Here is a 26,090-nt window from a genome sequence, read left to right as displayed (position 1 = left end):
GACCATGGGTAAGAAGGTCACTGTCGTCGGCGCCGGATTCTACGGCTCCACCACCGCGCAGCGCCTGGCCGAGTACGACGTCTTCGACACCGTCGTCATCACCGACATCATCGACGGCAAGCCCGCGGGCATCGCCCTCGACCTCAACCAGTCCCGTGCGGTCGAGGGTTTCGAGACCAAGGTCGTCGGCGTCACCACCGGCCCCAACGGCGAGGGCTACGAGGGCATCGAGGGCTCCGACGTCGTCGTCATCACCGCCGGTCTGCCGCGTAAGCCGGGCATGAGCCGGATGGACCTGCTGGAGACCAACGCCAAGATCGTGCGCCAGGTCGCCGAGAACGTCGCCAAGTACGCCCCGAACGCCGTCGTCATCGTGGTCTCCAACCCGCTGGACGAGATGACCGCGCTGGCCCAGATCGCCACCCAGTTCCCGCGCAACCGGGTGCTCGGGCAGGCCGGCATGCTGGACACCGCCCGGTTCAGCAACTTCGTCGCCGAGGCGTTGCAGGTGCCGGTCAAGTCGGTGAAGACGCTGACCCTGGGGTCGCACGGCGACACCATGGTCCCGGTGCCGTCGCAGAGCAGCGTGAACGGCAAGCCGCTGCGCGAGGCGATGCCGGCCGAGCAGATCGAGGACCTGGTCGTCCGCACCCGTAACGGTGGGGCCGAGGTGGTCGCCCTGCTCAAGACCGGTTCGGCGTACTACGCCCCGTCGGCCGCCGCCGCCCGGATGGCCAAGGCCGTCGCCGAGGACTCCGGCGAGGTCATGCCGGTCTGCGCCTGGGTCGACGGCGAGTACGGCATCTCCGGCGTCTACCTGGGCGTCGAGGCGGCGATCGGCGCCGAGGGCGTCAAGCGCGTGGTCGAGACCGACCTGGACGCCGACGAGCTGGCCAGCCTCAAGGAGGCCGCCGAGGCCGTCCGCGCCAAGCAGGCCGACGTCGCCAACATGTGATCCACGCGTCGCCGGCGCCCCACGACCCCGTGTCGTGGGGCGCCGCGCCGTCTCCACGCCAGGTTGATCAAGAAGTTTGCGTCTCCGAATCGCTCCTCGGGAGACGCAAACTTCTTGATCAACTCGACTGGTCGATGAGGGTGGTCAGGGCGTCCAGGATGCGGGTCAGGCCGAAGGCGTAGGCGTGGTCGGGATGGTAGGCCGCGTGCTGGGCGGTGCCGGCGGCGGCGCCGACGCGTACGGCGGTGGGGTACTGCTGCTCGTCGAGGACCTGGGCCAGTAGGGGGGCGTTCGCCGTCCACCACTGCTCGTCGGTCCAGGCGGTCTGCGCTCGGGCGGAGCGCGCCTCGGCCGCCGAGCGGGCCGCGGCCCGGACGAAGTCGAGGACGAAGGTCAACGCGGCGTCCCGGGTCACGTCGTCCAGACCGGTGTCGTCGAAGGCGCGCAGCTCGTGCTCGTACTTGGCCATCAGGCCCGGCCCCAGCGGCGGGCGGCCGGTGGCGACCTCGGCGGCCCAGGGGTGGGCGATGAAGAGCTCCCGGTTGTCCTGCGCGAGCGCCGCCACCCGTGCCCGCCACGGCTGGTCGGAGAGGTCCGGCCGGGGCATGCCCGCGTAGATCGCGTCCAGCATCAGGTCGAGCAGTTCGGCCTTGCCCGGCACGTACGTGTAGAGGGTCATCGGCGCCACCCCGACGGCCTGGGCGAGCGCGCGCATCGTCACCGCGTCCAGCCCCTCGGCGTCGGCCAGCGCGATGGCGGCCATCACGATCTCGTCCAACGAGCGGCCCTGGCGGGGGCCGCGGCGCGGAGGGCCGGCGTCGGGCTGCCGCCAGAGCAGGCGCAGGGTGTGGGCGGGATCGCCGCCTCCGGTGTGATGGTCGGGCACCCTCCGATCTTTGCAGGCCAAATCTCTGTACGCAGTACGATGTACAATGTACGAAGTAAATTTCCGCAAGGTGGGAGAGCGCATGCAGATCACCGCTTCGGCCATCTCGCTCAACGTCGAGGACGTGACGACGTCGGCCGAGTTCGTCAAGCAGCACTTCGGGTTCCGGGAGGAGATGTCGGCCGACGGGTTCGTCTCGCTGGCCCGGGACGGGGTCGGCTTCAACCTGATCTTCCTGCGTACTGGCCTGGCCAGCCTTCAGCCCGCGAGCCTGAAGGATCAGCGGGCCGAGGGCGTGCTCGTCGTGTTCGTGGTGGACGACATCGACACCGAGTACGCCCGCCTCCAGGCCGCCGGTGTGCCGATCGTCACCGAGCTGCAGACCGAGCCCTGGGGAGAGCGTTTCTTCCAGATCGCCGACCCCAACGGGGTGATCCTGCAGGTGGTCCAGTGGCTGCACGGCACCGAGCAGGCCGACTGATCCACCGCGCATGCGCCGGGCCTGGCGGGGTAACTCCCGTCGGGCCCGGAGGCCGTTCCCTGCCGTCGGACGGTCGACCGGTGGGCGCGGCGTTCCCCGTCCCGGCCGATCCAGTACGCTCGTACTGCTTGAGCATGTGTCCCCCGAGAGGAGCGCCGGCCGATGGCGAAGATCAAGGTAAACAACCCGGTCGTAGAGCTCGACGGCGACGAGATGACCCGGATCATCTGGAAGCAGATCCGCGAGCAGCTGATCCTGCCCTACCTCGACGTCGACCTGCACTACTACGACCTGTCGATCCAGCACCGTGACGCCACCGACGACCAGGTGACCGTCGACGCCGCGAACGCCATCAAGGAACACGGCGTCGGCGTCAAGTGCGCCACGATCACCCCGGACGAGGCCCGGGTGGAGGAGTTCGGGCTGAAGAAGATGTGGCGGTCGCCGAACGGCACCATCCGCAACATCCTCGGCGGCGTCGTCTTCCGCGAGCCGATCATCATGTCGAACGTGCCCCGGCTCGTCCCGGGCTGGACCAAGCCGATCATCATCGGCCGGCACGCCCACGGCGACCAGTACCGCGCCACCGACTTCGTGGTCCCCGGCCCGGGCACGGTCACCATCACCTACACCCCGGCCGACGGGTCGGACCCGGTGGAGATGGAGATCGCCAACTTCCCGGGCGGCGGCATCGCCATGGGCATGTACAACTACGACGACTCGATCCGGGACTTCGCGCGGGCCTCGTTCCGCTACGGCCTGGACCGCGGCTACCCGGTCTACATGTCCACCAAGAACACCATCCTCAAGGCGTACGACGGCCGGTTCAAGGACATCTTCGCCGAGGTGTTCGAGAACGAGTTCAAGGCGGAGTTCGACGCCGCGGGCCTGACCTACGAGCACCGGCTCATCGACGACATGGTCGCCGCCGCGCTCAAGTGGGAGGGCGGCTACGTCTGGGCGTGCAAGAACTACGACGGTGACGTGCAGTCGGACACCGTCGCGCAGGGCTTCGGCTCGCTCGGTCTGATGACCTCCGTGCTGCTCTCGCCCGACGGTCGCACCGTCGAGGCCGAGGCCGCGCACGGCACCGTCACCCGGCACTACCGGCAGTGGCAGAAGGGCGAGAAGACCTCCACCAACCCGATCGCCTCGATCTACGCCTGGACCCGGGGCCTGGCCCACCGGGGCAAGCTGGACGGCACCCCGGCGGTCACCGAGTTCGCCAACACCCTGGAGCAGGTCATCGTCTCCACCGTCGAGAGCGGGCAGATGACCAAGGACCTGGCGCTGCTCATCTCGCGGGACGCCCCGTGGCAGACCACCGACGAGTTCATGAACACGCTCGACGAGAACCTGGCGCGCCGCCTGGCCGCCTGAGTCCCCGTCCGCATCCCGCGAGCCCGCCGGCCGACCAGCCGGCGGGCTCGCGGTCTGCTGCGGCGGGCTCGTGCTCCTCGGCGGGCTCGCGGTCTCCGGCGGGCTCGTGGCCCTCTGCGGGCTCGTGGCCCTCTCCGGCGCGGCGCGGGGGACACGCCGTGCCGCGTCACCCGATCCGGCGCGCCTCGTTGACCAGGATGGACGAGATGCCAGTCCCGTCCTGGAAGGTTGACCGTCGCCGCCGCGCGGCACGCGTGCCCAGCAGCCAGCCTTCCTCGGCTGTCACGACAGCCAGCCGTCCCTTCCCCGCGGGGGGCCCTGTCCCGGGCCCCCCGCGCCCTGCTTCCCGGCCCCCCGCGCCCTGCTTCCCGGCCTTCGCGTGCTGCCGCTGCGTTCCTGCCGACCGCGTTCCTGTCGGCCCGGACCCCGTGCGCGCCGACCGGCCCCGTGCCAGGTCAGACGGCGCGGAGCCGGGCGGCGGCCTGCTCCGGGGCGATGTCGTTGCTGAACACGCCCATCGCGGACTCCGTGCCGGCCAGGTACTTCAGCTTGTCCGCGGCCCGCCTCACGCTGAACAGTTGCAGATGCAGGTGGCCCAGCTCCCGGTCGACGCGTACCGGTGCCTGGTGCCAGGCGGCGATGTACGGCATCGGCGCGTCGAACAGGCCGTCGAAGCGGCGCAGCAGGTCCAGGTAGAGCGGGCCGAAGGCGTCCCGCTCGGCCTCGCTCAACGCCGGGATGTCGGGCACCGGCCGGTGCGGGGCGAGGTGCACCTCGAACGGCCAGCGGGCGGCGGCGGGGACGTACGCGGTCCAGTGCTCGTTGCCGGCCACCACCCGCTCGCCGGCCGCGCGTTCGGCGGCGAGCACGTCGGCGTAGAGGTTCCGACCGCCGGTGCGCTCCGCGTGCCGGCGGGCCGCGCCCAACAGTGACCGGGTACGCGGCGTGACGAACGGGAACGCGTAGATCTGCCCGTGCGGGTGGTGCAGGGTCACCCCGATCTCCACCCCCCGGTTCTCGAAGCAGAACACCTGCTCCACGCCGGGCAACTCGCCCAACGTGGCGGTCCGGTCGGCCAGCGCGTCGAGCACGGTGCGGACCCGGCGCGGCGGCAGACCGGCGAAGGAGCCGTGGTGGTCGTCGGTGAAACAGACCACCTCGCAACGCCCCTGCCCCGGCCGGACCGCCGTGAACGGCGTCATCTCGGTGGGCTCGTCGACCACGTTGCCGCTCAGCGCCGGGAAACGGTTCTCGAAGACCGCCACGTCATAGTCGGGTGCCGGGATCTCGCTGAACCACTCGTCGGTGGAGGGGCAGAGCGGGCACTGGGCGGCCGACGGAAGGAAGATCCGCGTCTGCCGGTGGACCGCCAGCGCCACCCACTCGTCGGTGAGTGGGTCGTAGCGGAGTTGGGAGGCGGGTGGGGGAGGGGGCAGGTCGCGCCGGTCCGGCTGGTCCCGGACGGCGTCGTCCCGCTCGTCGAAGTAGATCAGTTCACGGCCGTCGGCCAGCCTGATCGCGGTACGCCTCATCGCAGCCCTCCGGGACCGGTCGCCGGCACCACGAGCAGCTCACCGACCCGGTCGGCGAGCAGCCGACGGGCCTCCGGAGCCAGCCGGTCGTCGGTGACCAGCACGTGCGCGTCCGACAGCGGGGCGATGGCCGAGAGGCCGACGGTGCCCCACTTGGTGTGGTCGGCGAGCACCACGAGCCGGTCGGCGGCGGCCACCAGGGCCCGGTTGGTCTCCGCCTCCAGCAGGTTCGGCGTGGTGAAGCCTGCCCGGTCGGTGACCCCGTGGACGCCGAGGAAGAGCAGGTCCAGGTGCAGGGACCGGACAGCCGCCACGGCCAGCGGCCCGACCAGCGCGTCCGACGGCGTCCGCACGCCGCCGGTGAGCACCACCGTCTGGTCGTCCCGGCCCTGGTCGTGCAGGATGTCGGCGACCGGCAGCGAGTTGGTCACCACGGTCAGGGACGGCACGTCGACCAGCCGTCGGGCCAGCTCGGCGGTGGTGGTGCCGGCGGAGAGCGCGATCGCCGCGCCGGGGTGCACCAGCCGTGCCGCACGGGTGGCGATGGCGGCCTTCTCGGCCTGCTGGCGCACCGACTTGGCCTGGAAGCCGGGCTCGTCGGTGGAGCCGGCGACGGTGGCGCCGCCGTGTACCTTGGCCAGCAGGCCGCGCTCGTGCAGCAGGTCCAGGTCGCGTCGGATGGTCATGTCGGAGACACCGAACTCGACGGCCAGCTCACCGACGCGGACCCCGCCGGTCGCCCGGACCCGGTCCAGGATCGCCGCCTGGCGTTGTTGGGCGAGCATCGGCACCCTCCGCGCCCCACGTCAACGAACATCTTCGAACATGGGCAAACATAGCGCGGGTCGGCAACCTCCCGAAAGGATGATCCCCGGGTCAGAGCGCCGGTCGGGGCGGCTCGACCCAGCCGGTCTCGGTGAGCTGGTGCAGGACCGCGTGCACCGCCTCGTCCACCGCGACATCCGTGGTGTCGAGGACCAGGTCGGCGTCGGTCGGCTCCTCGTACGGGTCGTCGATGCCGGTCATGCCGGTGAGCAGACCGGCCCGCGCCCGCGCGTACAGGCCCTTGCGGTCGCGTTGCTCGCACACCTGCAACGGCGTGGCCACGTGCACCAGGACGAAACCGGCACCCGCCGCCACGGCCATCTCCCGGGCGATCGCCCGAGCCTGGGCGTAGGGGGCGATCGGGCAGCAGATGGCGATGCCCCGGTGCCGGGCGATCTCGGCGGCCACCCAGCCGATCCGGCGCACGTTCGTGTCCCGGTCGGCCCTGCTGAAGCCCAGTCCGGCGGTCAGCTCCCGGCGCACCACGTCGCCGTCGAGCAGTGTCACCGTACGCTCGCCCTGCTCGCGTAGGGTGTCGGCGAGACCTCGGGCGACCGTCGACTTGCCCGAGCCGGAGAGCCCGGTGAGGAAGACCACCAGCCCCCGGTGCCGCCGGGGTGGCCGCGCCCGGGTCAACTCCTTCGCCACCGCGGGCGGGGTGTGCCACTCCGGCAGCGGGAAGCCCCGGTCCAGCAGGTCGTCGACCTCGGCCTGGGTCAGCGCCAACCGCCGGTTGCGCGGCGGGATGTCCTCGCGCCAGCGCCACTGGCCGTCCCGGTTGTCGTACGCGAGTTCCCGGGGCACCAGCACCCGCAGCCCGGCGCCGGAGAGCATCTCACCGGTGGAGAGCAGGTGGGTGACGCCGTACGCGGCGGACACCCGGGCCCGCAGCAGGGCGTCGCTGATCTCGTCCCGCCGCCGGGAGAACGGCACCGCGACCAGGGTGGCCGGCGGCATTCGGTCGCGGGCGGCGAAGACGCCGCGCACCAGCGCCTCCGGGGACAGGCCCCCGGTGCCGTCCTCGCCCACCGGGATCATGATCAACAGGTGGGCGCTGAGCGTGCGGACCGCGTGCGCGATCTGGGCCAGTTGCGGCCGGTGCAGCGGCCGGTCGGCCACCACGCCGAGCACCCGGCCGGGCGGCAGCATGGCCCGGATCTCCTCGGGCGGGCGACGCAGCCGCTGGAACGGACCGTGCCCGCCGTCGCCGAGCCGGCGGACAGCGCCGCCGACCCCGGCCACGCCGTCCCGGACCTGCCAGGCGTCGGCCACCTCCAGCGCCGCCACCGGCGCTCCCTCGCCGTCGGTGAGCACCAGCGTGCGGCGGTCCGGGTCGTGCAGGTCGAGCCCCTGGGCCAGCGTCGTGGGCACCTGGAGGGTCACCGCGACCGGCCACGGCGCGCCGTCGACGAGCCGACCACGGCGGCTGACGGAGACCAGGTCGGCCCGGGTCATGAAGCCGGCCAGCGGTGCGTACGCACCGGTGAGCAACAGCTCCAGATCCGCGAGCTCGCCGGGACGCGGCGTGTACGTCGGCGCGTCCCGCAGCACCTCGTCGGGCAGCACCCACCCGTTGCTCATCAGACCCCCAACTCCGGCGACCGGCACACAGTTTCGCAGCCGGTCGCCGATCGGTCGAGAGCGCCACTCCTCCCACGGCGCCCGCCGGGCCCGGTGAGTGATCCAGGGTCAGGTGGTGCCGACCGCGCCGCGTCCGGTCGGACCGGGACGGCGGCCGAACGCCCGCTGCAACCGCCGCAACAGGCCGACCTTCTCCGGCTGCCGCGGGGGAGCCGGACTCGGGCGCCTGTCCACCACCACCGGGCCGTCGGCGCCGACGGACACCGCCAGCGGCACCTTCGCCCCCTTGGTCCAGCCGGAACAGGTCACCCGGGCCTTCAGGGTCCACTCACCCGCGTCCGGGCCGCCGTCGAGCGTGTCGACGTCGACCGTCGCGGTGCCCTGGTAGACCATGTGCAGGCCACCCGAGGCGGCGGTGACGCGCTTCACCTCGAACCGCACCGGCAGGAGGAACTCCACGCCGTCCCCGGCGCGCCGGGCGACGACGTCCAGCCGGCCGTGCCGCAGCTCCTTGGTGCAGTCGAGCAGGTCGGCGGAGATCTCCTCGACCGGTACGACGAGCAGGTCCCGCCCGTCGGCATGGGAGAACGCGATCGGCCCGTCGCCGTCGCGTAGTTGCCCGGTCAGGGTGACGACGAGCGTCGAGCCGGTCAGCTCGTACCCGGTCAGGCGGACGACGGCACGGACGCCCGCCTCCCACTCGGCCAGGCGGTGCAGGTCCTCGGCGCGGCCCTCGGCGGCGAGCCCGGCGACGGTCCGTTGCAGCGCGGGCAGCGCGGCGGCGACCCCCGGCGCGAACCGTTCCCGGATCGTCCTGCGGACCTCGTCGACGACCTGGTCGGCCCAGTCCCGTGGCGCATCCCGCAGCCGCTTGCCGCGCAGGCGGGCGACCATCTCGTTGCGCAGCCACCGCCGGTGCAACCGGTCGCGCAGCGGACCCGGCGGCACGTGCGCGTCGACGATGTCGAGCACCGCGCGCAGGCTGTCGAAGTACTCGGCCGGATCCAGCCGGGTGGCGGTCAGGTTGCCACCGTCGGCCCGCTTGGCGTGGTGGTAGCAGGTGTAGCCGGACAGCACGCTGACCCGGCGGGCGAGCAGGTACGCCCGGGTCACCAGGTGATGGTCCTCCAGGCGTCGCCGGTCCTCCGGGAACCGCAGGTCGTGCTTCAGCAGGAAGGCCCGACGGAACATCTTGTGGCAGGTCAGGCTGTCGATCAGCGGGGCGTCGTCAAGCGTGGCGTGCGGGCGGTCGACCCGGAACAACTCCCGGGGCACGGACCGGCCGTGGCCGACCATCTTGCCGATCGCGATGTCCGCGTCGTGCCGCACGGCGTACGCGTACAGCCGTTCCAGGGCCTCGTCGGCGAGCCAGTCGTCGTCGTCGACGAACTGGACGTACTCCCCGCGCGCCCGGGCGACCCCGAGGTTGCGCGGCCGCGACGGCCAGCCGGTGTTCTCGACGTGCAGCACCTGGATGTGCGGGTGCGCGGCGGCCAACTCGTCCAGCCGGTCCCCGGTGTCGTCGGTCGAACCGTCGTCGATGAAGATCACCTCGAACTCCGTCGCCGGCATGGACTGCCGCAGCAGGGAGTCGACGAGCGTCTGGATGGTCCCGCCGACGTTGTATGCCGGCACCACCACGCTTACTTTGGGCCCGCCAACCGTCATCGCCCTCCTGTCCCCCGCTTTGGCCGATTGTCGTATCGCGTGCTCCAGTGTGTACCAAATGCCGCGATCACGGAGCGTGCGGGCTCGAATCCTCCTCTTTCGGCGCGGCGGACGCAACCGGCACCGGCGCGCCGGTGTCGCGGGGTGCGGGTGTCGCGGGGTCAGGGTGTCGCAGGGTGCGGGTCGAGGGCGTGGTAGCTCACCCTAGGGGGAAGCTACCCGGGGAGGATCAGGGGAAACAGGGGCGGTCACCGGGGTCCGGAACATTGCCCGTCTTCTCTAGGCTGTCGACGTGACACTGATCGCAACCGAGTCGTTGACGAAGGTCTACGGCGGCGGGGTCACCGCACTGTCCGAGCTGACGGTAGCGGTGGAGCCAGGAATAGTCGGGCTCGTCGGCGCCAACGGCGCCGGCAAGTCGACGCTGATCAAGCTCCTGCTCGGCCTGCTCGCCCCGACCAGTGGCCAGGTACGCGTACTCGGCCTCGACCCCACCACCGACCCCGCGGCGGTACGCGCCCGGGTCGGCTACATGCCGGAGCACGACTGCCTGCCGCCCGACCTGTCCGGCGCCGAACTGGTCACCCACCTCGGGCGGATCAGCGGCCTGCCCCGCACGGTGGCGCGCGAACGCGCCTCCGAGGCGCTGCGGCACGTCGGGCTGCACGAGGAGCGGCACCGCCCGGTGGGCGGCTACTCCACCGGCATGAAGCAGCGGGTCAAGCTCGCCCAGGCGCTGGTGCACGACCCCGACCTGCTGCTGCTCGACGAGCCCACCAACGGTCTCGACCCGGCCGGCCGGGACGCGATGCTGGCCCTGGTGCACCGGATCGGCACCGAGTTCGGCATCTCCGTGCTGGTCTGCTCGCACCTGCTCGGCGAGGTCGAGCGGATCTGCGACACGCTGGTCGCGATCGACGGCGGACGGCTGCTGCGTGCCGACCACATCGCCGCGATGACCTCGGCCACCGACGTGCTCGCCGTCGAGGTGAGCGAGGGCACCGACGACCTGGCCGCCCGGCTGACCGCGCTCGACCTGCCGGTGAGCCGGGAGGGGCAACTGCTCCTGGTCCCGCTCGCCGACGACGGCACCTACGACCTGATCCTCGGTGCGGTGGCCGAACTGGACCTGCCGCTGCACCGGTTGGACCAGCGTCGACACCGGGTCTCCGAACTCTTCTCCCGAAGGGAGAGCACCCATGCCTGAGCCGACCGGCGTCATCCACGACATCGGCTACCAGCGGTACACCGGCCCCCGGCTCGGACGCCGCTACGTCTTCGGATCGCTCTACCTGCACGGCGTACGCACCGCCTTCGGGTTGGGCCGCAGCGCCAAGGCGAAGATCTTTCCCTGGCTGGTGGTCGGCATCGTGCTCATGGTGGCCGTCGCCGCCACCGCGATGCGTGCCCAGTTCGGCGAGGTCGTGATGACCTACGCGCAGTTCGCCGACAACATGAGCTGGCTGGTCCTGTTCTTCGTCGCGGTGGCCGCGCCCGAGCTGGTCTCCCGGGACCTGCGCAGCGGCGTGCTGCCGCTGTACTTCTCCCGGCCGCTGCCCCGCGCCGACTACCCGCTGGCCAAGCTGCTCGCCCTGGTCACCTCGCTCTGGCTGCTGCTCGGTGCGCCGCAGCTCTTCATGTTCCTCGGTGCCGCGTTCACGCTGGACGGTCCCGGCGCAGTCTGGGACGAGTTCGTGGACCTGGTCGGCGGGCTGCTCTACGCCGGTCTCTGGGCGGCGGTCTTCGCCTCGATCGGCCTGCTGGTCGCCTCGCTGACCGGCAAGCGGGCCTTCGCCGCCGGTGGCATCGTCGCGGTCTTCCTGATGACCACGCCGATCGTCGGCACCATGTCGATCCTGCCCTCGCAGGCGGCCAACCAGCTCTCCGGTCTCGCCTCCCCGTCCACTCTGGTGCAGGGCGTCGGCGTCTGGACGCTGCGCGACCTGTTGATCACCGATCAGGACGCCTTCGTGCCCGACCTCGGCCCGTTCGGCCCGGTGTACGCCGTGGCCGCCGTCGCGCTCGTGGCCGGCTGCGTCGCCCTGCTGCTGGCCCGCTACCGGAAGGTGGCCGCACGATGACCACGACCTCCTCCGCCGCCGCGCCGACGGCCACCACCACCAGCAGCCTCGACCTGGCCGGGGTCTCCCGCTGGTACGGCAACGTGGTCGCCGTCAACGACGTCAGCATGTCCCTCGGCCCCGGGGTGACCGGCCTGCTCGGGCCGAACGGGGCCGGCAAGACCACGCTGCTGCACATGATGGCCGGCTTCCTCGCCCCGTCCCGTGGCGCGGTCACCCTGGACGGGCGGCCCACCTGGCGCAACCCCGAGGTCTACCGCCGGCTCGGGCTGGTCAGCGAGCGGGAGGCGGTGCACTCGTTCCTCACCGCCTACGAGTTCGTGCTGGCTACCGCCAAGATGCACAAGCTGCCCGATCCACCGGAGGCGGCCCGCCGGGCGATCGCCATGGTCGAGATGGAGGGCGCGCAGGACCGCCGCATCGGCACGTACTCCAAGGGCATGCGGCAGCGGGCCCGGGTGGCGGCGGCGCTGGTACACGAGCCGCAGGTGTTGCTGCTCGACGAGCCGTTCAACGGCATGGACCCGCGCCAGCGGCTGCACATGATGGAGCTGCTGCACTCGCTCGGCGACGCGGGCCGCACCATCCTGTTCAGCTCGCACATCCTGGAGGAGGTCGAGCAGGTCTCCGGCACCGTGCAGGTGATGGTCGCCGGCCGGCTCGCCGCCTCCGGTGACTTCCGCACCATCCGCCGCCTGATGACCAACCGGCCGCACGTGTTCGCGATCCGCTCCACCGACGACCGGGCGCTGGCCGTCGCGCTGATGGCCGAACCCTCGGTCAGCGGCGTCGAGCTGGGCCGCAACGGCCTGACCGTACGCGCTGGCGACTACGGCTCGTTCACCCGGGCGCTGCCGAAGGTGGCGCTGGCCCGGGGCGTACGCGTCAGCCAGCTCGTGCCCGAGGACGAATCCCTGGAGAGCGTCTTCTCCTACCTGGTGGAGGCCTGATGTCCACTGTCTCCTGGATCACCGCGCGCGGGCTGTTCGGTCGCCGTCGGTTCCTGTTGCTGCTGCCGCTGCCCGTCCTGCTGGTGGCGCTGGCCGTACTCTCCCGTGGTCTGGGGGTGGCGCCCACCGACTGGGGGCCGCCGGTGCTGGTCGGCCTCGGCCTGGCCGTGGTGCTGCCGGTGATCGCGCTGATCGTCGGCACCGGCGTGCTCGGTGCCGAGATCGACGACGGCACGGTGGTGCACGTGCTCACCACGCCGCTGCCGCGCTGGCAGATCGTGCTGCCGAAGCTTGCGGTGGCGGCCGGGGCCACCGCCGTCACCGTGGCGGTGCCGCTGTTCGCCGCCGGCCTGCTGGCCGACTCGGCCCGCCTCGGTCTGGCGCTCGCCGTCGCCGCGGCGATCGGAGCGCTGGCCTACTCGGCGCTGTTCGTGGCGAGCAGCCTGCTCACCCGGCGGCCGGTGTTGCTCGGCCTGGTCTACGTGCTGATCTGGGAGGGGCTGCTCAGCAACGTGGTCACCGGCACGCGGGTGCTCTCCATCCAGCACTACGTGATCGCCATCGCCGACAAGCTCGCCCCGACCGCGCTGCTCAACACCACGGTCTCCGTGCCGGTGGCGGCGGTGATGACGGTGCTGGTCAGCATCGGCTTCACGCTGCTCGCCATCGACCGCCTGCGCTCCTTCTCGGTAGCCGGCGAAACCAGCTGACGGATGTAAGGAAGGGCCCCTTATTAACGACTCCGGCATAGGAGGGGCCCCCTGTTAACAGTCCCGGCGGACCCGTGCCGGCCGGTTGTTAACAGGGGGCCCTTTCTATACACCAGGCGTTAACAGGGGGCCCTTCCTTACAACGCAGCCCTTCCTTACATCGCAGCCTTGCTGCAACTCAGAAGGCGCAGGCGATGACGAGTTCGGTGGTGCGGTCCGGCAGCAGGTCGAGTTTGCCGATCCGGCCCGCCGCCCGTAGGTCGTCGGCGACCTCGGTGAGCTGGTCGAGCAGGGCGGCCGGACCGAGCGCCTCGGCCAGCGGCACCTCGGCCTTCATCGACAGTTTCCGCTCGGACTTGGCCCGCCGGACCTGCCCCAACGCGTCGGACGCCAGCCGCAGCAGCGCCGGGTCACCCTCGCCCTGGACGGCCCGGTTCACCTCGTACGTGGTGGGCCACGGCGCCCGGTGCACCGACCCGTACCGCCACCAGGACCACACCTCCTCGGTCGCGTACGGCAGCACCGGTGCGAAGAGCCGGAGCTGCACGGAGAGCGCGGTGGCCAGCGTCGCCCGGGCCGAGTCCGCCCCGGCACCCGTGCCGTAGGCGCGTTCCTTCACCAACTCGATGTAGTCGTCGCAGAACCGCCAGAAGAACGACTCGGTGGCCTGCAACGCGGCCGTGTGGTCGTACGCCTCGAACGAGGCGGTCGCCGCCGCCACCACGGACGCCAGTTCGGCCAGCACCGCCCGGTCAAGTGGGGTGGTCGCCGGGGCGCGCAGGGCGTCGGCGGCACCGAGCCCGAGCGCGAACCGCGACGCGTTGAGCAGCTTGGTGGCGAGCCGCCGACCGACCTTGATCTGGGCCGGGTCGAACGCCAGGTCGGTGCCGGGCCGGCCGTTGGCCGACCAGTAGCGCACGGCGTCGGAGCCGTGCTGCGCAAGCAACGCCATCGGGGTCACCACGTTCCCCTTGGACTTGGACATCTTCTTGCGGTCCGGGTCGAGGATCCAGCCGGACAGCTCGGCGGTGTGCCAGGGCAGCGTGCCGTGCTCCAGGTGCGCCCGCACCACGGTGGCGAACAGCCAGGTCCGGATGATCTCCTGGCCCTGCGGGCGCAGGTCCATCGGGAAGACCTTCCGGAACAGCTCCGGGTCACGTTCCCAGCCGCCGGCGATCTGCGGGGTCAGCGACGAGGTGGCCCAGGTGTCCAGCACGTCCGGGTCGCCGACGAAGCCGCCCGGCACGCCGCGCTGTGACTCGTCGTACCCCGGTGGGGCGTCCTCGGACGGGTCGATCGGCAGCGCGGAGTCCTCCGGCGTGAGAGGGTGGGACCAGTCCGGCTCGCCAACGTCGTCGAGCCGGTACCACACCGGCACCGGCACGCCGAAGAATCGCTGCCGGCTGACCAGCCAGTCCCCGGTCAGGCCGCTCACCCAGTGCTCGTAGCGGTGCCGCATGTGCTCCGGCACCCAGCGCAGCTCTCGCCCCCGGGCCAGCAGCGCCTCGCGCAGGTCGGCGTCGCGGCCACCGTTGCGCAGATACCACTGCCGGGTCGAGACGATCTCCAGCGGCCGGTCACCCCGCTCGTAGAACTTCACCGGATGCGTGATCGGTCGCACGTCGCCGACCAGGTCACCCGCGTCGGAGAGCAGCTCCACGAGACGCCGCCGGGCTCCGTTGACGGTCTGCCCGGCCAGCTCCGCGTACGGGCCGTCGGGCACCCCGGACGGTGGTTCCGGCAGCAGCCGCCCGTCGCGGCCGATCACCACCCGGGTCTCCAGGTCCAGTTCCCGCCACCAGGTCACGTCGGTGAGGTCACCGAAGGTGCAGACCATCGCGACGCCGGTGCCCTTGGCCGGGTCCGCCAGCGGGTGTGCGCGCACCGGCACCTCCACCCCGAAGACGGGCGTACGCACCGTCGTGCCGACCAGGTCGGCGTACCGCTCGTCGTCCGGGTGGCAGACCAGCGCGACGCAGGCCGGCAGCAGCTCCGGCCGGGTGGTGTCGATCAGCACCTCGCGCCCGTCCGGCCCGTGGAACCGCAGCCGGTGGTACGCGCCGGGGCGCTCCCGGTCCTCCAGCTCGGCCTGGGCCACGGCGGTGGCGAAACCGACGTCCCACAGCGTCGGCGCCTCCGCCTGGTACGCCTCGCCCCGGGCCAGGTTGCGCAGGAAGGCCCGCTGCGAGGTGGCCCGGGCCGCCGACCCGATCGTGGTGTACATCAGCGACCAGTCCACCGAGAGCCCCAGCCGCCGCCACAACGCCTCGAACACCTGCTCGTCCGAGACGGTCAGCCGTTCGCACAGCTCGATGAAGTTGCGCCGGGAGATCGGGGTCGGGTCCTTGCGGGCGGCGTCGTCCACCGGCGCCTGCGGTGCCTGCCACTCCGGGTCGTACGGCAGGCTCGGGTCGCAGCGCACGCCGTAGACGTTCTGCACCCGTCGCTCGGTGGGCAGGCCGTTGTCGTCCCACCCGATCGGATAGAAGACCGTCCGGCCCCGCATCCGCTGGAAGCGGGCGACCAGGTCGGTGTGCGTGTACGAGAAGACGTGCCCCATGTGCAGCTCGCCGGATACGGTCGGCGGCGGGGTGTCGATCGCGTATACGTCCGACCGCTCCTTCGTGCGGTCGAACGCGTACGTGCCGTCCTCCTGCCAGCGGCGCGACCAGGTCTCCTCGAGCCCGTCCAGGGTCGGACGCTCGGGGACGCCGTTGCGGGCCGTCCTCGCCGTATCAGTCATCCGTCGATGGTAGGCGGGGGACCAGGTGGGCGGTCACCGGAATATCTAGAGCAGCGACTCGCGCCACTGGCGGTGCAGCGCGGCGTACCGGCCACCCTCGGCGACCAGCCGGGCCGGGGGACCGTCCTCGACGATCCGCCCGCCGTCGAGGACCAGGACCCGGTCGGCGGTCTCCACCGTGGAGAGCCGGTGCGCGATCACCACCGCCGTACGGTCGCGCAGGATGGTGCCGAGCGCCCGCTGCACCAGGCGCTCGGTGGGGACGTCCAGCGACGAGGTGGCCTCGTCCAGGATCAGCACCGCCGGATCGGCCAGGAAGGCCCGCGCGAACGCGACGAGCTGCCGCTGCCCGGCGGAGAGTCGGCCGCCGCGTCGGTGCACCTCGGTGGCGTACCCGTCGGGAAGCGCGGCGATGAAGTCGTGCGCGCCGATCGCCCGCGCGGCGGCCTCGACGGCGGCGTCGTCGGCGTCCGGCCGACCGAACCGGATGTTCTCCGCCACCGTGCCACCGAACAGGTGGGTCTCCTGGGTGACCAGCACCATCGTGCGCCGCAGCTCGGTGTCGGCCACCTGGCGCAGGTCCACGCCGTCGAGGCTGACCGTGCCTCCGGTCGGGTCGTGGAACCGGGCGAGCAGCTTGGCGACGGTGGACTTGCCGGCACCGGTCGGCCCGATCAGCGCCACCGTCTGCCCGGCGGGAATGTCGAGGTCCAGGTCGGTCAGGATCTCCCGCCCGGTGTGGTAGCCGAACGACACGTCCCGGAACTCCACCGCGCCCCGGGTCGGCCCGCGCGGCAGCGGCACCGGCTGCGCGGGTTCGGCGACCTCCGGCCGCTCGTCGAGCACCCCGGCGAGCTTCTCCAGCGCGGCGGTGGCCGACTGGAGCGAGTTGTAGAACTGGCTCAGCTCCTGCATCGGCTCGAAGAACCGGCGCAGATAGAGCAGGAAGGCGGCCAGCACACCGACGCCGGTCTCACCGCCCAGCACCCGGGCGCCGCCGTAGCAGAGCACCACCGCGACGGTGACGTTGCCGATCAGCTTGATCCCCGGCGAGTACGTCGCGATCAGGCGGAAGGCATGTCGGCTGCTGTGCTGGTAGTCGTCGTTGACCGAGGCGAAGATCTGCTGGTTGCGCTCCTGCCGGCGATACGCCTGGACCGCCCGGATACCGCGCATCGACTCCACGAAGTGCACGATGACCAGCGCCATCGCCTCTCGGGTGCGACGGTATGCGGCGGCCGAGGCGCGGGCGAACCAGCGGGACAGCCAGAACAGCAGCGGGAAGGCGAGCAGGGTCACCGCCGCCAGCGGCAGGTCCAGCCAGAGCAGGATGCCGGCCACCGACACGATCGTCAGGGCCGCCATCACCAGGCTCTCCACACCTCCGTCGACCAACTCGGCGATCGAGTCGATGTCGCTGGTCAGGCGCGAGATCATCCGGCCGGAGGTGTACCGCTCGTGGAACGCCACCGGCAGGCGCAGGAAGTGGGCGTACACCCGCTGGCGCAGGTCGAGCAGGGCGGCCTGGCCGATCCGGGCGGAGAGGGCGAGGAAGCCGCGCCGGGCCGCGTACTCGGTGCCGCTCGCGGCGGCGAAGGCCAGGGCGACCGCGACCAGCGGGCCGGGCCGACCCTCGCGCAGCGGTTCGATGGCCCGGTCGATGCCGAGCATCACCAGGTACGGCCCGGACATGGCGGCGGCGTTCTGGGTCAGCAGCAGCGCCACCGCGGCGCCCAGCCGGGCGTGGTGCGGGCGCAGCACGTCGGCCAGCAGCGCCCGGCTGCGGGCCCGCAACCGGGCCACCGCCTCCGGGCTGGTGTCCTCGGCCAGGCTGCGGTCGGCGTGCGGGTCGGGGGCGATGCCCCGCCAGTGGGCCGGGTCGGAGATCGTCGGTGCAGGCGCGGCCGGGTCGGGTCCGACGGCCCCGGTCACGAGCGCACCAGCGGTGAGCCGTCGGGTGCCGGGTCGGCGGGCGCTCGGGGCGGCGGCGGTGTAGTCGGAGCGGTCGGGCCGGTCGCTCCGGTCGCTTTGGCCGGTTCGGCCAGTCCTGTCGGTTCGGCCAGTCCTGTCGGGTCGGCCAGTCCTGTCGGCTCGGCCGAGAGCACCGCCCGGTACGCCGGGACCGTGGCCAGCAGTTCGGCGTGCGGACCGACCGCGGTGATCCGGCCCTGCTCCAGCAGCGCGACCCGGTCGGCGAGCGCGATGGTGGACGGCCGGTGCACCACCAGCAGCGCGGTGGTGTCGCGCAGCACCCGCTTCAACGCGGACTCGACAAGCGCCTCGGTGTGCACGTCGAGCGCGGAGAGCGGATCGTCGAGGACGAGGACGGCGGGCCGGACGAGCACCGCCCGGGCCAGCGCCAGCCGCTGCCGCTGGCCACCGGAGAGGGAGAGCCCCTGCTCGCCGAGCCGGGTCCGCAGACCCCACGGCAGGTCGTACGCGAACTCGGCCTGGGCCAGCGTGAGTGCCGCCCGGACCTCGTCCTCCCCGGCGTCGGGCCGACCCAGGGTGAGGTTCTCCCAGACCGACATGGAGAAGAGCGTCGGCTCCTCGAAGGCCATCCCGACCAGCCCGCGCAGCGAGGCCAGCCGCAGGTCACGCAGATCGTGACCATCCAGGGTGATCCGGCCGCCCGTCACGTCGTGCAACCGTGGCACCAGCGACAACAGCGTGCTCTTGCCGCTGCCGGTGGCACCGACCACGGCAAGCGTCTCGCCGGGCTCCACGGACAGGTCGATGCCGCGCAGCACGGCGGCGGTGCTGCCCGGGTAGCAAAAGGTCACCGCCTCGAAGCGCAGCCGCCCGCGCACCGCCGGGCCGGCCAGGGCCACCGCACCGGGCGCGTCGACGATGCTCGGTACGGTGTCCAACACCTCCTGGATACGGTCGGCGGCGGTGGCCGCCTCCTGCCCGTTGGCGATGATCCAACCCAGCGACTGCACCGGCCAGATCAGCATGAGTTGGAGGCTGACGAACGCGACGAGCTGGCCGATGGTGAGCCGCCCGGTGGCGACCGCCGCCGCACCGGCGACCAGCACCACGCCGAGCGTCAGGTTGGGCACCAGGTCGAGCAGCGCGGAGGTACGGGCGAGCAGCCGCCCCTTGCCCACCCCGGTGTCGTGCAACGCCCGGGTGCCGCCCGCGAACCGTGCCGCCAACTGCGGCCCCCGCCCGTACGCCTTCATGGTGCGCAGGCCCTGCGCGGTCTCCTCGACCAGCGTGGCGACGTCGCCCTGCTGGTCCTGCATCCGCCGGGACGCGGTGTGGTAGTGCCGGCCGAAGCGTCGGGCGATCAGGAACAGCGGCACCGCGCTGGCCGCCACCAGCAGTCCCAGGACCGGGTGCAGCCGGATCAGCAGCACCACCACGACCAGGTAGGTGACCACGTTGAGGACGAGGAAGAACAGTCCGAAGGAGAGGAACCGGCGTAGCACGGACAGATCGCTGGTGATCCGGGACAGCAACTGCCCGGAGGGCCACCGGTCGTGGAAGCTGGCCGGAAGCCGTTGCAGGTGGGCGTAGACGTCGGCGCGGATGGTCGCCTCCATCGCCACCGAGGACGACGACTGCACCCAGCGCCGGATGAAGATGAGCACGGCTTCGGCCAGCCCGAGCGCCAGCGCGAGCGCGCCGAGCCTGAGCAACCCCCGGAAGTCCTGCGCGGCCACCGGACCGTCGACCACCCGCTGTGCCACCAGCGGCACGGCGATGCCCGCGCCGGTGGCGGCGAGCCCGGCCAGCATCAGCCAGGCGAACTCGGTGGAGTGTGGGCGCAGGTAGCGGCGCAGCCGCCACAGGTTGTGCAGCGGATGTCGCCCGACCTCGCCCCGGTCGGTCGGGCCGCTGTCGCTCCCCGCAGCCACTACCCGACGGTAGCGGCAAAAGCCGGGTCGCCGGTGTCGGCTTGTTGTCAGCCATCTTGCCCTGTCGGACGGTTGTCCACAGGCGAGGAGTCACGGCTGCGGGCGTCCGGTCCGACTGTCACGATGGAGCGATCGCCTTCATCGAGAACTATCGTCAGTTGTTCGGCTGCCCGGCGGTCGCCAGGGCTGTCGCCGCAGCGTTCGTCGCGCGGTTGAGGGACGGCGGGACACCGCTGGCCATGGTCCTGACGGTGGGGCACGGCACCGGCTCGTTCACACTGGCGGGTCTCGCCACCGGGGCCTTCGGCCTGGCCGCCGCGCTGTCCCGGCCGGCGCACGGCTGGTTGCTCGACCGCCGTGGCCAACGCGTTCTGCTGTTCACGGCGGCGGGCAACAGCCTGGCGCTGCTCGGTCTCGTCGCGGTCGTTCAGGTCGCCGCGCCGACGCCGGTGATCCTCCTGGTCGCGGCGGTGGTCGGGCTGACGCTGCCCGCGCAGGCAGCGGCGCTGCGGGCACTGCTGCCCGGACTGACCGATCGACGACTGCGGCCGGCGGCCTACGCGGTGGAGGCCAACGCACAGGAGTTGACCGCGATCGTCGGCCCGCTCGTCGTATCCGTCCTGGTGGCACTGGTGTCACCCGGTGGGGCGCTCGCCGCGCTGGCGGTGATCGGTGTCGTCGGCACCGGCTGGTACGCGGCCGCACCGGCGGTGGGTCGCTGGCGCGGCGGCACCGACCGACCGCGACATGCGACGACCCCGCGTTCGTCGGCGATCTGGACGCTGATGTTCGTGGTGGCGAGCATCAGCGTCGTCCTCGGTGTGCTTCAGGTCGTCGTCCCGGCCTTCGCCGAGGAGCGGGGCGTCGCTCACCTCTCCGGGGTGTCGCTGGCCGCGTTCGCCACCGGCAGCCTGCTGGGCGGTGCGATCTACGGTGCCGGGCGATGGCGGCGCAGCAGCGTACGCCAGTTGCGCCTGCTGCTGCCCGCCATCGCCCTGGGGGTCGGGATGCTCGCCCTGGCCGACGGTGTCGTCATGCTGAGTGCCCTGGCGGTGGTCGCGGGACTTGCCATGGCACCGGCATTCGCGGTCACCTTCCTGCTCTGCGACGAGGTGGCCCCGCCGGGTCGGGCGGTGCAGTCCTTCACCTGGCTCGGCGCCGCGAACACCGCCGGCTTCGGTGCCGGCGGAGCGCTGGCCGGAGTGCTCGTCGAACGGACCGGAACGAGCGCAACCTTCGTGTTCGCCGCCGCCGTGGTAGTGACCGGGGCTGTCGTCCTGTGGACCCGACCCGGGTTGGTGCCGCCTGCTCGCCCGTGACTCCGACGGCCCCCGATCAGGCCGGCGCGCGGGGCCGTTCTCCCCGCCGCCCCCGTCCCGGCGCGGCTCGCGCCGAAGCAGGTCGGGCCCTGCGCCTCAACGGCCTGCCTCGTGCGCGAGCAGCAGCTCCTTCACCGGCAGCCCCCAGCGGTAGCCGCCCAGCGTGCCGTCGGTGCGCAGCACCCGGTGACACGGCACGAAGAGAGCCGCGGCGTTGCGGGCACAGGCCGCTGCGGCGGCGCGGATCGCGGCCGGGCGTCCGGCCAGGCCCGCGTACGCGGTGTAGGTGACCGGCTCACCCGGCTTCACCTCGCGCAGCACCTGCCAGGCGTGCGCCATGAACGCCCCGTCGGTGTGCTGCTCGACCGGCACCGGGTCGATCGCGGCCAGGTCGCCGTCGAAGTACCGGGTGACGGCGTCGGTGACCGGACCGAGTTCCCGACGCTGCCGAAGCGTGCCCCGCAGGCGTGGATGGATCAGCGGCAGCAGGGCATCCGGATCGGCGATGAAACCGGCGGCCCGCACCGCACCGTCCGGACCGGTGAGGACGGTGAGTGGGCCGGCGGGAGTGTCCATCGTGGCGCAGTCGACGGTCGAGGTGTTCGGGCTCTGCGAGGTGCGGTTCACACTGTCCTCCAAGGTCGGGTTCATGCTGCTCTCCACAGCCGGATCACCGCGTACGAGCGCCAGGGGCGCCACGCGGTGGCGTACGCGTCGAGGGTCGTCGGGTCGTCCGGCAGGCCGAGGGCGGCAGCACCCCGGCGGACCGCCAGGTCGGTGGGGAGGAACGCGTCCGGGTCGCCGAGCGCCCGCATCGCCAGGTAGCCCGCCGTCCACGGGCCGATGCCCGACGTCGCCGTCAACCGCCGTGCGGTCTCCTGCCGGTCACCGCCGGGTGCCAGGTCGAGCCCGCCGTCGACGACCGCCCGGGCCACCCGTCGGATCGTCTCCCGCCGGCCCACCGGCATCCGGAATCCGGCGTCCGGCACCCGCAGGATCTCCTCCGCCGAGGGGAACCCGCGCAGCCAGCCCTGCCGATCGCGCAGGCGCTCGATGACGTGATCGCCGTCGCCCGCGCCGGCCCTGTCGCCAGTCGGCCGGTCGCCAGCGTCGGCCGTGCCGTCGGGCGGGGCGTCGGGGATCGCGGCGAGCAGCCGGGTCAGCGTGGCACGGGCCGAGGCGAGCGAGACCTGCTGGGTGGCGATGGCCCGGACGACCGTCTCGAAGCCGTCCACCGCGCGCGGGACACGGATGCCGGGCTCGGCAGCGACCGCGCCGGCCAGCGCCGGATCGGCACCCAGGGTCTGGTCGACGGCGATCGGGTCGGCGTCGAGGTCGAACAGGTGCCGGCAACGGGCCACCGCCGGGGCGAGATCCCGCAGGTCGGTCAGCCGCAGGGTGGCCAGGACATGCCCGTCCGCCGGGGTCAGGACGGCTTCGCCGGGGCCGTGGGGCAGCCGCAACCCCCGGCGGTACGTCCCGTCGCGCACCTCGTCCACCCCGGGCAGCGTGCGGTAGGCCAGGAAGTCGAGCAGCGCGGCAGCGTGCAGCGGTGGACGGTACGCCAACCGCACGGTGACCGTCCCCGCCCCGCCCGTGTCGGGCCTGCGGGCACTGCGCAACTGGGACGGGGGTACCCCGAAGACGTCGCGGACCGTGTCGTTGAACTGCCGTACGCTGCCGAACCCGGCGGCGAAGGCGATCTCGGCCAGGCCCAGTCCGGTGGTCTCGATCAGCGTCCGGGCGGTCTGGGCCCGTTGCGCCCGGGCCAGTGCCAGCGGTCCCGCGCCGAGTTCCGCCCGGAGCATCCGGTGCAGGTGCCGTTCGGTGTACCCGAGCCGGGCCGCCAGCCCCGGTACACCATCGCGGTCGACCACGCCGTCGGCGATCAACCGCATCGCCCGGCCCACCACGTCGGCGCGGACGTCCCACTGCGGCGAGCCGGGGGAGGCGTCCGGCCGACACCGACGGCAGGCGCGCAGACCGGCCCGCTGGGCGGCCGCCGACGACGGGAAGAACCGGACGTTGCGCCGTTTCGGGGTCACCGCCGGACAGGACGGCCGGCAGTAGATCCCGGTCGAGGTCACGCCGGTGTAGAACCAGCCGTCGAACCGTTGGTCACGGCTGTCGACAGCCCGGTAGCACCGCTCGAAGTCCAGATCCACGTCACCGATGATGCGCCTACCCGCCGACCTCCGGCTGGCGGAATTCGGACCCGCATGTAAGGAGGGGTCCCCTACTAACGCCTCGTGTATAGGAAGGGTCCCCTCCTTACATCCGCACCCGTCGCGAGCTGCGGTGAGTGGCGGATGGGGGCGCTGGGTGCGGTGGGGCGGCGGGGAAAGTGTCGGTTGTGGTCGGTAGCGTGCGGCCACCAACTCAAGAAGGGGCGCGGTGATGGCGAGCGTGGCGGGTCGGGCGTCGGCGTCGAGGCAGGGGGACCCCCCGCTGGACGAGGCCGTCGTCCAACGCTTCTACGAGCGGATGCGCCTGGTCGCCCCGGCGGCGGTCGGCGCCATCGAGCGGGACCGCGCCGACGACCCGGCGCGCTCCTTCGGCGACACCGCCTGCGGCCGCCTGGTGCGGTCGCTGGACCGCGACGGCGTACGCGCCCTGGGCATGTGGGTGCACCACTGGTGCATGCGTTTCTACGACGACGACACCCGTGCCGCGCTGCGGCTGCTCCGGGAGATCGCCACCCGGCCGGCGCTGGGCTGGACGGCCGACGAGGTGCACTGGATGCTCGGCGAGTCGCACGGCGCCGACCCGACCGCCGACGCCCGGTTCACGCTGCCGCTGGCCGCCGCGGCCGAGCTGGCCCCGGGTTCGCTGCGGGTCGACACGCTGGTGCCCCGGCAGGCCGGCCCGAGCCGGCGAAGCTGACCCACCGCTGACCGTGGTCGGCGGGTAACGGCGTAAGCTGGCTCGTCGTGAGTCTCACCATCGGCATCGTCGGCCTGCCCAACGTCGGCAAGAGCACCCTGTTCAACGCGCTGACCAAGAACGACGTGCTCGCCGCGAACTACCCGTTCGCGACGATCGAGCCCAACGTCGGCGTGGTCGGGCTGCCGGACGAGCGGCTGGTCAAGCTCGCCGAGATCTTCAACTCGCAGAAGGTGCTCCCCGCCCCGGTGTCGTTCGTCGACATCGCCGGCCTGGTGCGGGGCGCCTCCAAGGGCCAGGGGCGGGGCAACGCCTTCCTCGCCAACATCCGCGACGCCTCCGCGATCTGCCAGGTGGTGCGGGCCTTCTCCGACCCGAACGTGGTGCACGTCGACGGCAAGGTCTCACCGGCCGACGACATCGAGACGATCAACACCGAGCTGATCCTCGCCGACCTGCAGACCCTGGAGAAGGCGCTGCCCCGGTTGGAGAAGGAGGCCAAGCTCCGCAAGGACCGGGCCGCCGCGGTGACCGCCGCCAAGCAGGCCGTCGAGGTCCTGGACGGCGGCACCACCCTCTACGCGGGCGCGGCGGCAGCCAAGATCGAGCTGGAGCACCTGCGGGAGCTGCACCTGCTCACCACGAAGCCGTTCCTCTACGTCTTCAACGTCGACGAGGCCGAGCTGAACAACGCCGAGTTCCTCGACGAGCTGCGGGCGCTGGTCGCCCCGGCCGAGGCGGTCTTCATGGACGCCAAGATCGAGTCGGAGCTGGTGGACCTGCCCGAGGAGGAGGCCCGCGAGCTGCTGGAGTCGATCGGGCAGTCCGAGCCGGGGCTGGACCAGTTGGTCCGGGTCGGTTTCCGCACGCTCGGCCTCCAGACGTACCTCACCGCCGGCCCCAAGGAGGCGCGCGCCTGGACCGTCCCGGTCGGCGCGACCGCGCCGGAGGCCGCCGGGGTGATCCACTCCGACTTCCAGCGCGGCTTCATCAAGGCCGAGGTGGTCTCCTACACCGACCTGGTCGAGGCCGGTTCGATGGCGGCCGCGAAGTCGGTGGGCAAGGTCCGCATCGAGGGCAAGGAGTACGTGATGCAGGACGGCGACGTGGTGGAGTTCCGCTTCAACGTCTGACCTCGGCCCGGATCGTGGCAGTGCAGCTGCTCCAGACCCGGCGTGTCGAACAGCCACACTGCCACGCTTCTCCAGCCTGTCCGCTTCGCGATCGAGTTGTGACAGAGGGTGATTGATCCGCCTAGGGTCGCGGGTATGCAACCGACCCCAGGCGCCCTTCAGGGACCCCCGCCCGCACACCCGGGGCTGACCGCGCGACTCACCCAGCTGTCCGCCACCGATCAGATGGTCGCCGACGCCGTGGCGTCACTCAACGCCGGCCAGCCCACGCCACTGTGCGTCGGGCTGCTCGACACCCCGGTCGGCAGCGACTACCTGCCGGCCGCCAACATGATCGTCCTCTCCGCCAAGTACGCCGGTCCGGCGCTCGGCGTCATCGCCGACAAGTTGATCCTCTACCGGCTGGCGGCCCGCCTCGACCAGCTGCCCGTGGACGTGGCCGATCCGGTCGCGCTCCAGGCGTTCAACACGCGACAGGAACACCTGTGGCGGTTGGCGAATCCGGCACCGGCTCCGGTACCTCCGGGGATGCTCCGGTTCTACCAGGGCACCAACCGGGAGAACTTCTATTCCGGGCCCGGCAGCATCTCGGTCGTCGGACTCGATCCGGGCAAGGCCGGTGGCGGGATCGGCTGCAAGCGGTGGGAGAAGCACATGGTGGCCGCAGAGTACAAGGACCAGGGTTGGCACACCGTCACGCTCAGCTTCGAGGTGGCGCTCTCCTACGCGCGGCAGCACACCGAGTGGGCCATGGGAATGAAGGAACACGAGCCCGCCCTACGGGACGTGGCGGAGCACGGCGGCCTCGTCCTCAGCTTCGACGTGCCGGAGGCGAGCGTTGCCGGTAACGACCGGTGGCGCCAGGACAAGAGCGGTGACAGCAACAACTTCCAGACCACTGACGCGATCCCGCCGGGCCAGATCCAGGTGGTCGAGGAACTTGCCGTGCCCGGACCGTTGACGAAGGTCGCGCCGCCGCCGATGGTCGCCCAGGTCCCGGCGGTGCAGCGGCAGGCGACCGCCGCCCAGCAGAGCGGTGCCAAGCGGCGGGTCTACCCGACGAACTTCTCCTGAGGCAGCGGTGCGGATCTTCCCGGTGC

The 26,090-nt window shown here is 72.1% G+C and carries 21 protein-coding genes; 11 read left to right on the top strand and 10 right to left on the bottom strand.

Annotation, left to right across the window (positions count from 1 at the left end; translation table 11 throughout):
* Positions 1-4 precede the first annotated feature (4 nt).
* Complete coding sequence (locus tag ABT008_RS01575) at positions 5-955, top strand: malate dehydrogenase (RefSeq protein ID WP_350692710.1); 951 nt, start codon at positions 5-7, stop codon at positions 953-955.
* Between the two features lie 118 nt (positions 956-1,073).
* Here the strand turns inward: ABT008_RS01575 and ABT008_RS01570 are convergent, their stop codons facing one another.
* Positions 1,074-1,841, bottom strand: coding sequence for a TetR/AcrR family transcriptional regulator (locus ABT008_RS01570; RefSeq protein ID WP_350692708.1), 768 nt, complete (start codon positions 1,839-1,841; stop codon positions 1,074-1,076).
* A gap of 82 nt (positions 1,842-1,923) precedes the next feature.
* Here ABT008_RS01570 and ABT008_RS01565 point away from each other — a divergent pair, with 82 nt between their 5' ends.
* Positions 1,924-2,322, top strand: coding sequence for a VOC family protein (locus ABT008_RS01565; protein WP_350692707.1), 399 nt, complete (start codon positions 1,924-1,926; stop codon positions 2,320-2,322).
* A gap of 162 nt (positions 2,323-2,484) precedes the next feature.
* On the top strand, positions 2,485-3,702 hold the full coding sequence (locus tag ABT008_RS01560) for an NADP-dependent isocitrate dehydrogenase (RefSeq protein ID WP_117226137.1): 1,218 nt from the start codon (positions 2,485-2,487) through the stop codon (positions 3,700-3,702).
* Positions 3,703-4,157: 455 nt separating this feature from the next.
* On the opposite strand, the gene galT is transcribed toward ABT008_RS01560, so the two are convergent.
* The 4 genes from galT to ABT008_RS01540 form a co-directional block, all read right to left on the bottom strand.
* Complete coding sequence (gene galT, locus ABT008_RS01555; protein ID WP_350692704.1) at positions 4,158-5,234, bottom strand: galactose-1-phosphate uridylyltransferase; 1,077 nt, start codon at positions 5,232-5,234, stop codon at positions 4,158-4,160.
* Entirely contained in the window at positions 5,231-6,019 is a 789-nt protein-coding gene (locus ABT008_RS01550; protein ID WP_350692703.1) for a DeoR/GlpR family DNA-binding transcription regulator, read from the bottom strand. Before ABT008_RS01550 ends, galT begins: the two co-directional genes overlap by 4 nt.
* A gap of 91 nt (positions 6,020-6,110) precedes the next feature.
* Positions 6,111-7,640, bottom strand: a complete 1,530-nt coding sequence (gene cysC / locus ABT008_RS01545; protein ID WP_350692701.1) for an adenylyl-sulfate kinase — start codon at positions 7,638-7,640, stop codon at positions 6,111-6,113.
* A gap of 108 nt (positions 7,641-7,748) precedes the next feature.
* Entirely contained in the window at positions 7,749-9,308 is a 1,560-nt protein-coding gene (locus tag ABT008_RS01540; RefSeq protein ID WP_350692699.1) for a glycosyltransferase family 2 protein, read from the bottom strand.
* Positions 9,309-9,600: 292 nt separating this feature from the next.
* On the opposite strand from ABT008_RS01540, the gene ABT008_RS01535 reads away from it, so the two are divergent.
* The 4 genes from ABT008_RS01535 to ABT008_RS01520 are packed head-to-tail and all read left to right on the top strand — an operon-like array spanning position 9,601 to position 13,049.
* Positions 9,601-10,515, top strand: a complete 915-nt coding sequence (locus ABT008_RS01535) for an ABC transporter ATP-binding protein (protein WP_350692698.1) — start codon at positions 9,601-9,603, stop codon at positions 10,513-10,515.
* Complete coding sequence (locus tag ABT008_RS01530; RefSeq protein WP_350692697.1) at positions 10,508-11,389, top strand: ABC transporter permease; 882 nt, start codon at positions 10,508-10,510, stop codon at positions 11,387-11,389. Before ABT008_RS01535 ends, ABT008_RS01530 begins: the two co-directional genes overlap by 8 nt.
* Positions 11,386-12,339, top strand: coding sequence for an ABC transporter ATP-binding protein (locus tag ABT008_RS01525; protein ID WP_350692695.1), 954 nt, complete (start codon positions 11,386-11,388; stop codon positions 12,337-12,339). Before ABT008_RS01530 ends, ABT008_RS01525 begins: the two co-directional genes overlap by 4 nt.
* Positions 12,339-13,049, top strand: coding sequence for an ABC transporter permease (locus ABT008_RS01520; RefSeq protein WP_350692694.1), 711 nt, complete (start codon positions 12,339-12,341; stop codon positions 13,047-13,049). Before ABT008_RS01525 ends, ABT008_RS01520 begins: the two co-directional genes overlap by 1 nt.
* A gap of 178 nt (positions 13,050-13,227) precedes the next feature.
* On the opposite strand, the gene valS is transcribed toward ABT008_RS01520, so the two are convergent.
* The 3 genes from valS to ABT008_RS01505 are packed head-to-tail and all read right to left on the bottom strand — an operon-like array spanning position 13,228 to position 19,655.
* Positions 13,228-15,792: a valine--tRNA ligase gene (valS, locus tag ABT008_RS01515; RefSeq protein ID WP_350692693.1), complete on the bottom strand. Its 2,565-nt coding sequence runs from the start codon at positions 15,790-15,792 to the stop codon at positions 13,228-13,230.
* A gap of 45 nt (positions 15,793-15,837) precedes the next feature.
* Positions 15,838-17,724 (bottom strand): ABC transporter ATP-binding protein, encoded by a 1,887-nt coding sequence (locus ABT008_RS01510; RefSeq protein WP_502890314.1) that lies wholly within the window; start codon positions 17,722-17,724, stop codon positions 15,838-15,840.
* A complete protein-coding gene (locus tag ABT008_RS01505; RefSeq protein WP_502890313.1) occupies positions 17,721-19,655 on the bottom strand; it encodes an ABC transporter ATP-binding protein in 1,935 nt (644 codons plus the stop codon). Before ABT008_RS01505 ends, ABT008_RS01510 begins: the two co-directional genes overlap by 4 nt.
* Here ABT008_RS01505 and ABT008_RS01500 point away from each other — a divergent pair.
* Complete coding sequence (locus ABT008_RS01500) at positions 19,559-20,974, top strand: MFS transporter (protein ID WP_502890312.1); 1,416 nt, start codon at positions 19,559-19,561, stop codon at positions 20,972-20,974. The genes ABT008_RS01505 and ABT008_RS01500 overlap by 97 nt on opposite strands.
* Positions 20,975-21,070: 96 nt before the next feature.
* On the opposite strand, the gene ABT008_RS01495 is transcribed toward ABT008_RS01500, so the two are convergent.
* Together ABT008_RS01495 and ABT008_RS01490 are read right to left on the bottom strand one after the other, a co-directional pair.
* Complete coding sequence (locus ABT008_RS01495; RefSeq protein WP_350693165.1) at positions 21,071-21,550, bottom strand: methylated-DNA--[protein]-cysteine S-methyltransferase; 480 nt, start codon at positions 21,548-21,550, stop codon at positions 21,071-21,073.
* Between the two features lie 71 nt (positions 21,551-21,621).
* A complete protein-coding gene (locus ABT008_RS01490) occupies positions 21,622-23,139 on the bottom strand; it encodes a DNA-3-methyladenine glycosylase 2 family protein (protein ID WP_350692689.1) in 1,518 nt (505 codons plus the stop codon).
* Positions 23,140-23,371: 232 nt separating this feature from the next.
* Between ABT008_RS01490 and ABT008_RS01485 the strand changes: the two genes are divergently transcribed.
* The 3 genes from ABT008_RS01485 (at position 23,372) to ABT008_RS01475 (ending at position 26,064) form a co-directional block, all read left to right on the top strand.
* Entirely contained in the window at positions 23,372-23,857 is a 486-nt protein-coding gene (locus tag ABT008_RS01485; protein WP_350692688.1) for a hypothetical protein, read from the top strand.
* A gap of 47 nt (positions 23,858-23,904) precedes the next feature.
* Entirely contained in the window at positions 23,905-24,990 is a 1,086-nt protein-coding gene (gene ychF / locus ABT008_RS01480) for a redox-regulated ATPase YchF (RefSeq protein WP_350692686.1), read from the top strand.
* 135 nt (positions 24,991-25,125) lie between these two features.
* Complete coding sequence (locus tag ABT008_RS01475) at positions 25,126-26,064, top strand: hypothetical protein (RefSeq protein ID WP_350692685.1); 939 nt, start codon at positions 25,126-25,128, stop codon at positions 26,062-26,064.
* Positions 26,065-26,090: the final 26 nt, after the last annotated feature.

This window comes from Micromonospora sp. NPDC002389 (assembly GCF_040296095.1).
In the GTDB taxonomy this organism is placed as follows: domain Bacteria; phylum Actinomycetota; class Actinomycetes; order Mycobacteriales; family Micromonosporaceae; genus Micromonospora.
Note: the sequence above shows the minus strand (reverse complement) of the source record. Positions and strands in the feature narration are given on the sequence as shown.

What these genes read in the sequence shown, in the direction of transcription:
- ABT008_RS01575 (WP_350692710.1), top strand. Translation starts at nt 5, where the DNA reads ATGGGTAAGAAGGTCACTGTCGTCGGCGCCGGATTCTACGGCTCCACC.
- ABT008_RS01565 (WP_350692707.1), top strand. Translation starts at nt 1,924, where the DNA reads ATGCAGATCACCGCTTCGGCCATCTCGCTCAACGTCGAGGACGTGACG.
- ABT008_RS01560 (WP_117226137.1), top strand. Translation starts at nt 2,485, where the DNA reads ATGGCGAAGATCAAGGTAAACAACCCGGTCGTAGAGCTCGACGGCGAC.
- galT (WP_350692704.1), bottom strand. Translation starts at nt 5,234, where the DNA reads ATGAGGCGTACCGCGATCAGGCTGGCCGACGGCCGTGAACTGATCTAC.
- ABT008_RS01550 (WP_350692703.1), bottom strand. Translation starts at nt 6,019, where the DNA reads ATGCTCGCCCAACAACGCCAGGCGGCGATCCTGGACCGGGTCCGGGCG.
- cysC (WP_350692701.1), bottom strand. Translation starts at nt 7,640, where the DNA reads ATGAGCAACGGGTGGGTGCTGCCCGACGAGGTGCTGCGGGACGCGCCG.
- ABT008_RS01540 (WP_350692699.1), bottom strand. Translation starts at nt 9,308, where the DNA reads ATGACGGTTGGCGGGCCCAAAGTAAGCGTGGTGGTGCCGGCATACAAC.
- ABT008_RS01530 (WP_350692697.1), top strand. Translation starts at nt 10,508, where the DNA reads ATGCCTGAGCCGACCGGCGTCATCCACGACATCGGCTACCAGCGGTAC.
- ABT008_RS01525 (WP_350692695.1), top strand. Translation starts at nt 11,386, where the DNA reads ATGACCACGACCTCCTCCGCCGCCGCGCCGACGGCCACCACCACCAGC.
- ABT008_RS01520 (WP_350692694.1), top strand. Translation starts at nt 12,339, where the DNA reads ATGTCCACTGTCTCCTGGATCACCGCGCGCGGGCTGTTCGGTCGCCGT.
- valS (WP_350692693.1), bottom strand. Translation starts at nt 15,792, where the DNA reads ATGACTGATACGGCGAGGACGGCCCGCAACGGCGTCCCCGAGCGTCCG.
- ABT008_RS01495 (WP_350693165.1), bottom strand. Translation starts at nt 21,550, where the DNA reads ATGGACACTCCCGCCGGCCCACTCACCGTCCTCACCGGTCCGGACGGT.
- ABT008_RS01485 (WP_350692688.1), top strand. Translation starts at nt 23,372, where the DNA reads ATGGCGAGCGTGGCGGGTCGGGCGTCGGCGTCGAGGCAGGGGGACCCC.
- ABT008_RS01475 (WP_350692685.1), top strand. Translation starts at nt 25,126, where the DNA reads ATGCAACCGACCCCAGGCGCCCTTCAGGGACCCCCGCCCGCACACCCG.